Source organism: Asanoa iriomotensis, from assembly GCF_016862515.1.
Classification (GTDB): Bacteria; Actinomycetota; Actinomycetes; order Mycobacteriales; family Micromonosporaceae; genus Asanoa; species Asanoa iriomotensis.
In genome coordinates this window covers 1-10008 of sequence record NZ_BONC01000128.1, presented here as the reverse complement: position 1 = coordinate 10008, position 10008 = coordinate 1, and the positions used below count along the sequence as shown (strand labels likewise).

General features: G+C 70.7%; 14 protein-coding genes. All 14 read right to left on the bottom strand.

Annotated features, from left to right (window positions below):
- A partial coding sequence (locus Air01nite_RS39640) for a site-specific integrase (protein WP_203708571.1) occupies positions 1-555 on the bottom strand: 555 nt, incomplete at its 3' end.
- Positions 556-566: 11 nt separating this feature from the next.
- Complete coding sequence (locus tag Air01nite_RS41730) at positions 567-779, bottom strand: helix-turn-helix domain-containing protein (RefSeq protein ID WP_203708570.1); 213 nt, start codon at positions 777-779, stop codon at positions 567-569.
- A gap of 339 nt (positions 780-1118) precedes the next feature.
- Positions 1119-2312: a DUF3631 domain-containing protein gene (locus Air01nite_RS39630; RefSeq protein ID WP_203708569.1), complete on the bottom strand. Its 1194-nt coding sequence runs from the start codon at positions 2310-2312 to the stop codon at positions 1119-1121.
- Positions 2309-3253, bottom strand: coding sequence for a bifunctional DNA primase/polymerase (locus Air01nite_RS39625; protein ID WP_239091279.1), 945 nt, complete (start codon positions 3251-3253; stop codon positions 2309-2311). Before Air01nite_RS39625 ends, Air01nite_RS39630 begins: the two co-directional genes overlap by 4 nt.
- Positions 3254-3444: 191 nt before the next feature.
- A complete protein-coding gene (locus Air01nite_RS39620; RefSeq protein WP_203708567.1) occupies positions 3445-3942 on the bottom strand; it encodes a single-stranded DNA-binding protein in 498 nt (165 codons plus the stop codon).
- 415 nt (positions 3943-4357) lie between these two features.
- A complete protein-coding gene (locus tag Air01nite_RS39615) occupies positions 4358-6505 on the bottom strand; it encodes an FtsK/SpoIIIE domain-containing protein (protein ID WP_203708566.1) in 2148 nt (715 codons plus the stop codon).
- A gap of 6 nt (positions 6506-6511) precedes the next feature.
- The gene (locus Air01nite_RS39610) at positions 6512-6760 is read right to left on the bottom strand and encodes a hypothetical protein (RefSeq protein ID WP_203708565.1); all 249 of its coding nucleotides are present in this window, start codon (positions 6758-6760) and stop codon (positions 6512-6514) included.
- A 3-nt stretch (positions 6761-6763) separates the two neighbouring features.
- Entirely contained in the window at positions 6764-7117 is a 354-nt protein-coding gene (locus tag Air01nite_RS39605) for a hypothetical protein (RefSeq protein WP_203708564.1), read from the bottom strand.
- 91 nt (positions 7118-7208) lie between these two features.
- A complete protein-coding gene (locus Air01nite_RS39600) occupies positions 7209-7373 on the bottom strand; it encodes a hypothetical protein (protein ID WP_203708563.1) in 165 nt (54 codons plus the stop codon).
- 67 nt (positions 7374-7440) lie between these two features.
- A complete protein-coding gene (locus Air01nite_RS39595; protein ID WP_203708562.1) occupies positions 7441-7593 on the bottom strand; it encodes a hypothetical protein in 153 nt (50 codons plus the stop codon).
- Positions 7594-7614: 21 nt separating this feature from the next.
- A complete protein-coding gene (locus tag Air01nite_RS39590; protein ID WP_203708561.1) occupies positions 7615-8529 on the bottom strand; it encodes an ABC transporter permease in 915 nt (304 codons plus the stop codon).
- A gap of 27 nt (positions 8530-8556) precedes the next feature.
- Positions 8557-9021: a hypothetical protein gene (locus Air01nite_RS39585; protein WP_203708560.1), complete on the bottom strand. Its 465-nt coding sequence runs from the start codon at positions 9019-9021 to the stop codon at positions 8557-8559.
- Positions 9018-9389 (bottom strand): RRQRL motif-containing zinc-binding protein, encoded by a 372-nt coding sequence (locus Air01nite_RS39580; RefSeq protein WP_203708559.1) that lies wholly within the window; start codon positions 9387-9389, stop codon positions 9018-9020. The genes Air01nite_RS39585 and Air01nite_RS39580 overlap by 4 nt, the downstream gene beginning before the upstream one ends.
- On the bottom strand, positions 9389-9643 hold the full coding sequence (locus tag Air01nite_RS39575) for a DUF6284 family protein (RefSeq protein ID WP_203708558.1): 255 nt from the start codon (positions 9641-9643) through the stop codon (positions 9389-9391). Before Air01nite_RS39575 ends, Air01nite_RS39580 begins: the two co-directional genes overlap by 1 nt.
- Positions 9644-10008 lie beyond the last annotated feature (365 nt).

Genomic DNA, 10008 nt, shown 5'->3' with positions numbered 1-10008 from the left:
CCGCTTTACCTCTTCGATCGAGTACGGCTCCACTTCTTCCTCTTCGAGCTTCGGCGCTTTGGCGAGCCGCGCCACGTTGCGGCCAATGTGCCCCCGGCGCACTGCCTCACTCAGCGCAGTGCGGATCGTGCGGTGCGCTTGGTGGGCGGTCGCTGCCGCACTGCCGTTCTCCTGCATCTTGCGCGTGAACTTCTCGATGTGCTCAGGCTGCAACTTCTCCAGCCGATGCGCGCCGAGTCCCGGAATGAGGTGCCGATACACGGCCACCCGGTAGCCGGCGATGGTGTTCTCACGGACGGCGGACGCGGCGATGTTCTCGACCCAGTGCGTGAGCCAGGTCTTCACCGTCCACCGCTGGCCAGCCTTGCGCACGGTTCCGGCGTCTCGCTCGCGTTCAAGCTCCCTGACCTTGCGCGTTACAACCGCCTCGGTCTTGCCCCGGACGTGACGCCGGTCGGGTGTGCCGTTGTCCTTGACGCCAACCGTGACTCGGCCGTGCCAAGATCCGTCGTTCCCCTGGTAGATAGTCGATGCGCCGTTGGGCTTTCGGGGCATTCTCGGTCCTCTCACGCCGCGGACGGCAGATCATCGGATTCGGTGAGTAGCGCATCGACGTATTCGGCGAGGCATCGAGCGGGAATTCGGCGAAGTCGCCCGATGGTGATCGACCTAATCGCGCCCGCTGAAACGAGTCCGTACATGGTCGTGCGACCCACCCCGAGTTGTCTCGCGGCCTCTTCGATCGTCAAGACGACTCGGCTGTCGTCATTCGTGCTCACTGCGGGCCTCCCGTGGGGGTGTATCGGGCGTCGCGGAGTCCTCTGATTTCGTTCCTGTGCGGCTTTCTCGGCCGGTCGGTTATCGCGCGTACGTCGATGACTCGATGCGGCAGATTGCCGTACAGGGGCCCGCTGAGAGCGTCGTAGAGCCAAGATCTGGGGCAGGTGAAGGTAGAGCCATAGGCGAATGCGTCTCTGTGGCTCTCAGCGGGCCGGTATGAACCGGGTTGATCGTTGGGTGCCCGTGACGGGTCGTCGTTCGGCAGGGGTGAGCCGTCCCAGCCGTCCCAGCCGTCCCCGCGCAGGTCAGCCCCGGGACGGCTTTCGGGGCGGGACGGCTTAAGCCGTCCCACGGGCGTCCCGCGGGGGCGGGGGCATCTCATCGAGGCCGGGCAGGGGCGGGCCGGGCACCGGTCGGAGGTGACGGACCGGTGCGGTGCGCTCGGGCGTGGTCGGGGGCGGTGGGCAGTAGCGGCGCCACGGGTCGGTGAAGTCGTCGCGTCGGTAGCCCTTGACTTGCCCGTGCGGCGGCCCGAATCGGATGTTCTGTGAGGTGATCCCGTACTCCCGTAGGAGGGTGCCCAGCCGCATCGAGGTCAGGCCGGCCCCGCCGTATTCTGCCCATGGCGTTTCGGGGTCGGCTTTCAACCGCTCGATCAGGACCGATGTGGGGATGGCATCGAGGTCGCCGAACGCGGCGCGGCAGTCGATCAGGAGCTGTATCCGGTCGGATGACGCGGAGTCCCCGTCTCGCTCGGCGGTCAGCGTCTCGGCGGCGTGCCGTCCCCGGTCGGGCCAGTCGTCACCGGCGAGGTCAGCCACCGCGATGAGTGGTTCCCACGTGTCCGCGGCCCTGTCTTCGAGCGGCATGACCGGTTCGGCGTGTTCGAGCCGCGCGAGGTTGGCCCGTAGCCAGCGGCTTAACGCGTCCGCGGCATGGCGAAGGGCTGGTCCGTCGCGGCGTTGACGGAACGGAGCAACGGTCTCATCTGCTGTGCGGCGTCGCATGCGGATGACCACGGCCCGGTCTTCGATCGTGTCGGGCATGGCGCCGATTCCGGCGAGCGCGGCCATTGCGAAGGTAGGGATGGTCTCGACGCGGTTCTGCGCGCTGTTCCACCGGATGGTGGGCCGGTTGCGTTGGTGCCCGGCGTTGAGCAACCCGCGCAGGTCTTCGTTGGCCTCCCCTGCTTTCGGCCCGAACACGGTGTCTGCCTCATCGAGGAGGATCGTGGGCGGGTCGTCGCTTCCGATCGAGCGGTAAACCGCCGCGGTGGACGCGTTGACGGTGATGAGCGGGTGTCGGCTGGTCGCTTCCACGACGTCGAGCAGACGAGATTTCCCGCACCGCTTCTCCGGCGCGCGGATGACCAGCCGCGGGGCATGCGCCCACGCGGGTTGTGCGTGGGTGGCGGCGACCCACAGAGCCACGGCGTCGGTGGCCTCGGGCGAGGGCAGTACGACATAGCGGGTCAGGATGGCGTGGAGTCGGTCAAGGATGGCGGCTCCGTTGTGCTCGGGTTGGTCGCTCATGCGGCGATCCCTTCTGTGGCAACGGATTCGTCTCGGAATCCGCCGCGGATGGCGGCGCGGATGTCGCGGTCGGTCTGCCCGGCGGCCCGGCCCGCCTCGTAGAGCGCGGCGTAGGCGTCGCCCGGCGTGAGCGCTCTGGCGGCGACCATCCGGGCCACGCCGCGGGCGGCGCCGTAGAGGGTGGTCCGGCGAGTGCCTTCGGGTGCATCGGCGACCGCGGCGAGGTGGGCTGCGAGCAACGCGGCTGGGGATGAGATGCCCCCCGCCCCGGGAATGCGGGCCGCTGGGACGGCTTGAGCCGTCCCGCTCGAAAAGCCGTCCCGGGGCTGACCTGCGCTGGGACGGCTGGGACGGCTGGGACGGCTCACCCCCGCGGAACCGTCGGCGGGTCGGCAACGCTCGATCAACGCCGGGGGCATAGCCGCGACCGGCCGCGCGCCGATCCACCGGTACGGCTGGCCGGTTCGCGGGTGGATCGAGGGTGGGGCGACGACGTAGCCGCCGTCTGCTTTGAGGTCCACGCCGGGCAGTCCGGCGACCTTCGCGGCCAGCGGCCCGCCCGGGTGGGTGTAGTAGAGGTGCCAGCCGCCGCTACCGGTGCGCACCGCCCGGGTCGGCGGCATCAGGCCCGGGTCGATCCGCCCGCCGTTGCGCGGGTCGATGTCGACCACCGCGACTCCGGCGACGTTGCCGGTGCGGATGGCGAGCAACCCGAGCGGGACGGCGTCGAGGATGCCCGCGATCCGGTCGGGGTCGCGGCTCGCGGCGTAGAAGCCGTGACAGGTCAGGTGCCCGCATCCCGCGGCGTCGTGGTCGGGGTCGTCGCGCGGGCAGTCCGGGCAGTTGGCCACAGGTCGTTTCGAGCGGCCGAGCATGAACACCGGCAAGCCCTGACGGGCCAGGTCGAGCGCGGCGGCGAGCAGAGTCAACGTATCGGGCACGTTCCCTCCCGGCTGGTAGGCGGACCGGGCCGCCCCGCACGCGGCGCACTGCCTGCGCTCGGTGCGGAAGCGGCGCCCGGTCGCGCGTCCGGTGACGGTGGTTGCGCAGATGTGCGGGTATGGCTCGCGGATCGGCACGGGCCGCCCGGTCACATAGCTCGCGCCGATCCACACGCCGTCGCCAGTCATGGCTAGAACGGCGGCTCGTCATCGAACGCCGCTGTCTGCCCGGCGGTGCCCGCGGGCGCGGTGACCGACCACGGGTCGTCGTCAGCGGCGCGACTCGAACCGGGCGAGGTTTCCGGGGCGGCGCGACCCGCGGCGCGGTCCATCTTGCGGACCGCGGCGGTGGCGTAGCGCAGCGACGGGCCGATCTCGTCGGCCTCCAGCTCGATCACGGTGCGCTTCTCACCCTCGCGGGTCTCGTAGGTGCGCTGCCGCAGCCGGCCGGTCACGATGACCCGCGACCCGCGGGACAGCGACTCGGCGACGTTCTCCGCGGGCTGGCGCCAGATCGAGCACGACAGGAACAGCGGCTCTCCGTCGCGCCATTCGTTGCTCTGCCGATCGAGGTATCGCGGCGTCGAAGCGACCCGGAACCGGGCGACCGCGGCGCCGGACGGGGTGAAGCGCAACTCGGGGTCGTCGGTCAGGTTGCCAATCACGGTGATGGTCGGTTCGCCACTCATGGCGTGTGTCCTCTCTGGACGTTCGGGGTGTTGCGGGTCGCGTCGCGTCGGATGGCGGCGAAGTAGTTGAAGATCCGGCGGCCGGTGCGCAGCCGGAGGCCGGACGCGTGGCAGCGCCGGCACGGGCGAAGGCGTCGGGTGATCAGATGCGGGTGTGCGCCGACGCCGCGGCAGCGCTGGCAGCGACCGAACGGCTTGACCCAACACATCAGGAGGTAACAGAGGGTGATTGCGGCGAGCATGGCGAGGTAGCCCACGGATGCCTCCCAGGGCGGTTTCAGAGGTGGTTTTCGAGGGGCCGCTACCCGCGACCTGCGGAAATCTGGGCAGGTTGCGGGTAGCGGGCGGGGTAGCGGGATGGGTAGCGGCGGCGCTACCGGCGCCGATGCCGCTACCCGACCCGCTACTTACACGGTCAGTGACCGTCCGTGCCATCCGCGGCGTCGCGGGCGGCGATCAGCGCGCGCACGTCGGTGACCTTGTAGCCCTTGAGGTTGCGGCCGGAGATCTTCACGTCGACCGACGCGACGCCGCGGGCACGGGCCAACTCGGAGAGCGCCTCGGGTGTCATGGCCGGATAGGCATCGGGCCACCGCTCGGTGAGCGCGGATGCGGCCGGTGCCCAGTGCTGGCCGTTGCGACCGGCTACGGCGAGCATGTCGGCGAGCAGATCCCGCGCCGCGGCAAGCTGCTCATCCGCGGCGCCGACCCGCAGGCCACCCCGCAGGGCGGTCGCGCGGGCGACGATCCGGGCGGTTGCTTCCGGGTCGGGGTAGTGCCCGCGGACCGCGGTCGGCTCCGTGAGCCCCGTCAGGACACCCCATCCGGCGTCGACTACCGGGCGGTAGACGGTGCCGGTGATCCCGCGCTTGTAGGCGCCGGTACCGAGGATCATGTCGTTCGCGACCTGATCCGGTACCGCCAGACACCAGCGGATACCGATGTTCCGGGTGATCCCGGTCGGCAGGCTGTCCTTGTCCGGAATCTGCGTGATGATCACCAGCGTGATACCGAGCGCCCGCCCACGCTTGGCGAGCCGCTCGGCCGCACTGGCGGCGTCGGCGCCGACCACGCTGTCACCGAAGAGTTCGTGTGCCTCATCGATGACGATCAGGATCGGGTGCAGCCCCGAACCTGGCTTGCGGGCAAGCTCCGGCGTGACCTTGCGTTCCGGTGCCTCGCCCCGCAGGTACGCTTCCTTGATCCGCTTGCCGCGGCGCTCCGCTTCCGCCAGACCCCAATTCAGGATGGCGAGGCCGGTGGCGAAGTCCTCATCGGACAGTCCGCACGCGTAGGTGGAGCAGATCGGGGCCAGGTCAAGGAAGTCGCCGGTGCCCTTGTACTCCACGATCTTGATTTCAACCGTGGGATCGAGCATGCCGATCGTCACGATCGCGCGGCCAGCGAACGACTTGCCGGACCCGGGCCGCCCGCCGATCAGGAAGTTCTGAAACGCGAGTTGCGTGCACACGGCGCGTTGCCGTTCGTCCGTGCCGAACTCTTCCAGCTCGAAGTACGATGTGCGGGCGGTCGGCGAGTCCAGACCCCACCGGGGCTTGCCCATCTTGGAAGAGGGCTGGTAGCCGACCCACAGGTCGACCTGCCCGGCGTGTTCCGGGCCGGGCGAGGGCCAGACCTGATCGACCGGCAGACGCAACGCGGACGACAGAGCGCCGCGGCGTTCGAGCACCTTGACCGCTTCCAGACCCGCGGGCAGGTTCACCCGGGCCAACCAGCCCGGCCCGTCACGGTGGATACCGGGGTGTACGAACGAGATCGAGCCCGGTTCCTTCATGACCGAGAAGCCCAGCGAGGTGAACGCCGCACGGACCATCTCCGCGGTCAGCTTCGTGAACCGCGGCCCGTTCGCCACCCGGTCGGTGATCGGCCGGTCAGCCGGGCGCCCGACCCGGGCGAGCACGAGCACCAGCGCCGCGAGCGCGGCCCACGCCATCGGTGGCGTCACGAAACCCGTGCCACGCAACACGAACAGGCCCACGATCGCCGCGACGACACCCGCGGCCAGCGCCCACCAACGCCCGCGGGCCTCGCGGCTACGGGTTCGGTTGAGTGCCTGCCATGTGTGGGCGTCGTTGGTGGTCGCGGCGTTTTGGCGTAGCCGCCAGTTGCCCTCTTCCGCGGTGGCCCAGTGCAGCAGCCGCCCGACCACCCGGACCGCGCCGACAGGCGCGTACACGGCGACCTTCGCGGCGTACTTTGGGCTGCGGGTGGCGTGGAAGGCCAGGGTGTAGCCGGCGAGGTTGCCGATCGCGCGCGCGACCTGGCGGCGCTGCGACCCGCGCAGCCACGCCGGGATGATCGGGGTCCGCGGCCGGACGTTGCCGGAGGTGACATCCGCCCACGCCGTTGTGAGCGGCACGTCGAGCCGTTCGGCGGGCCGGTCGTCAATGTCGACCGGGACACCCTCGATGACCGGGCCGACCGGGCGCGTCTCGGCGTCCGTGGCGGTGTCCGGGTCGGGGTGGGCGCGGGTCGAGGGGATGACTAGGTGCAGCTTGGGCCGGTCGTCGTCGTCCGGCCACACGGTAGGAGCTTCACTCATCGCGGGTCACTTCCCTTCCACGCGTTCGAGCAGGAGTTCGAGACGGGTGTGCACGGCCGGGAGCACCTTGCGGGCCGGCATCGTGGCCTCGGTCATCTCGGCGTCGATGAACCGGGCAGTCGCGGCTACCCCGCCGATCAACTCGGCGAGCACGCGACGCAGGAACGACACGAGGGCTTCCAGCCGGGCCACCGCAGCGGCCAGCCGGTTGACCTCGGCTTGCAGGGCCGGGCAGCGCGAGCAGGAGTCAGCCAAAGCTCAGCGCTCCGTCTGGCCGCGCCGCGTGGTGGCGCCGGGCCAGCGGGTGGCTACCAATGACGCGCACAGCTCGGCGTTGGTGTCGATGGCCCACGGCTCTGTGGGCTGTAGGTTCCGCTCGGCCAGCGCCACCGCGACCGCGGCGAGCTGGTCTGCGTCCGGCGGGTCCGACGGGTGGGCTCCCGCGGGCAGCGCGACCCAGTCGACGCCTTGTGTGTACGCGATCCGTAGCAGGTAGGCGCCGTCTGTGTCTCGGGCGATCGTTGCCCGCAGCGGGCGGCCGAGCCACCACAACGGGCGCGGCCGGAACCGGGCGACGGCGGCGCGCCACATGGCGCGCAGGGATGTCAGCATGTAGTCCTCTCCCGAGGTCGGTTGGCTGAGGGATGCAGGGCCGGCGGTGCGGCACGGGTTTCCAGGCCAGGGGCCGCGCCGCCGGGCGGTGCTACTTGCCCTTCTTCTTGACCGTGTACGTGGTTGACGACCCGGTACGGCGCCGGGTCCGGGCGCTGTCCGCGGCTTTACGCGCGTCGCTGGCGCTTCCGAAGATGCCGAGCGAGCGGGATGAGCCCTGGCCGTAGTGCGCGCGTGCCTCGTGCTTGCTAGCCATTGCAGGGGTTTCCTTTCGAGCGGGCGGTCGCGTGGTGTGGTTGGCGCGGGGTCAGCGTCTGGAGGGGTCAGTTCTTGTGCGCGTTCTTGATCTGGGCGCTGGCGGCCTTGCGCCGCTTGATCGCCTCGTCGCTGAACATCGGCGGTGCGGCCTTCTCCGCGCGGCGGCGCAGGCTTGCCATCTGCTTGTCGCTGATGGTGTTCGGGACCTTCGAACCCATGACGATGTGCTCCTTTGCAGGTCAGGCCGGGTGCTGGTCGTTGTCGGCGTGGAGCAGGTGCGCCAGGGCGGCGCCCATGCCGAGCACGGCGACGGGCAGGCAGGCGACCGCGGTGGTGATCCACCACGGGGCGACGGTCAGGCCGGCGGCGCTCATCAGGTGGTAGGCGACCTGCCCGGCGGCGCCGAAGATCAGGGAGCCGATCGCGGACCACTTCGCGAACCGGCGGGCTACCGCGGGGGCGCGGCCGGACAGCCACACCCACAGCGCGTACGCGGCGTAGGTCTCGACACCGATCGGGAGCGTGATCGCGGTGTTGAGCTTGACGCCGTCGGCGATGCCGGGCAGCGGGTGAACGACACCGAACCCGGCAAGCTCGCCAAGCTCCACCCACCCGGACCAGATGGCCACGAACGCGGGCAGGGCCAGCAGCAGCACCGGCCACGCCACCGGCCGACGCGCGGCCCGGGTCGCCGCGGGCGCCGCGGTGGCGATCTTCGTGTCCGGGTGTCCGTCAACCGCCACCTGCGACTCTGCGTGACGGCCGAGCGGGTCCTGGCCTTGTGACAGGAGCGCGAACCGGACCGACTTGAGAGCGTTGGCCTTGAGCCCGGCCCGCGGGGCGTCCCCGGACAGCTCGGCGATCTCATCGGTCGCGATGATGACCGGACGCATGGGTCCGGGTACCGGGCCGATCGGGTCCGGGTAGGTGTAGACCGGACCGGCGGGCGGCGCCGGGGGCGGGGTGGGCTTAGCCCGTCGGGCGGGCTTGGCGTTCAGTAGCTCGATCAGCGCGGTTGCCTTCGGTGCGCCGATCCGGAATTCCTTCATCAACTGGTTGCGGGTCGGCGTGTTGCCGAGTCGCGCGGTCATTGCCTTCGCGTCCGGGAGCAAGCTCTCCACGGACCGCGGGTACGCCGAAGCGGGAGCGGTCATCTCATGATCTCCAATCGAGGGGCGGGGTTAGTGCTTGCAGCCGGGGCAGTGCAGGCCGGGGCAGCAGACGCCCGCGCGGCCTAGCGACAGCCAGAGCAGGGAGAGCAGAACGAGCACACCGACCACGGCGGGCCAGTGCGCGGCGAGCGCGGCTAGGAACGTGACCACCGCCCACACCGCCCCGGTCGCGGCGGCACCCGCGGCGGTGACGCCTACGGCGACCGGCCACCGGCGCCGGACCACCCGGCGCACCGGGCGCGGCGTCGCGTGGACTGCGGTGCGCGGGCGGGGCGCCAGGATGCGGACGCGCACCCATACCCGGGCGGGGTCGTCGGCGACCTGGCGGGGCAGGCTCATCGCGATCAGTCGGGCGCTCGTGCGCAGCGTCGCGACGGTCGCGGCGACCTCGGCGGGGGTGCCGGAGATCCGGCGGTCGATCGTGTACGGCGTCACCCGCGGGCGCGGGTCGGTCGGGGCGAGCTGAGTCGTCATGCGGTCACCTCCGAGGGTGCGCAGTCAAGGCACTCGCCGAGCGAGCGCGGGATGTAGTAGGGCCGCTCGCAGAGGCAGGAAGGGCAGATACGCCGGGCGCGGAGCGCCCGACTGATTGCCTGCCGCTGGCGCGGCGTCGCGACCCGCTTCGGGCGGGCCAGGTCGACGCGGTACAGGTACGCGACACGGACGCCACCGACACCGGCCCACATCACTTGTGCGGCGACGGTTTGACCGCCGGGCCGTAGCCCCTCGGCGCGCAGTTGCCGGCGGGTGGCGTAGCCGGCGGGTGCGCCGCGCCACCAGTAGGTGGGGATGCCGTACCGCGCGCCGTCTGGGTCGTGGAAGGCGGCGCGGACGCGGGGCATCAGGCCACGCGGCCCGGGTCGGACTCGACACGGGACAGGTCAGCGGCGGCGCGGGTCACCCGGGCCTCGGCCCGGCGTAGGCGCCGCCAGTCCAGCGGGGACGGGCCACCGCGGTCCGCGGCGTTGAGCATGGTGATCTCGGCGTCGAGGAACGCCAACTCGGCATCGATCAACGGCCACTCAGATTCGATCGCGGCCAGGTCAGCGGGCGACGGTTCGTCGGGGACCGCGGCGGGGGCAAGACGCTTCCTCACGGAAACCTCCGAAGAATGATCAAGAGAAGGGGAACCGGGGCGCGGCAGCAGACAGCTACCGCGCCACCCGGCAGAAAGTCAGATCTCGGCCGCCAAGAGGGGCGGGCCGGCGGCACGGAACCTCAGCCGTGCACGGCAACCTTTTCGGGGAGGCGCGACCCCATGGAGTTCTCAACGAACAGGCGGCTTGCGGTCCGTCGGCGCGCGGAGCGTTGAGCGCTCCGCCTTCCTCGGCTTTCGCGAACCCCGTCTAGGCAGTCCGTACTGTCTAGACAGTAGTGATGACATGAAGGTGCCAGACGGCTGATGCGGATGTCAAGGGTTCTGCCTACACTGTCTAGACAGCGGAGATCGGCTAAGGGGGT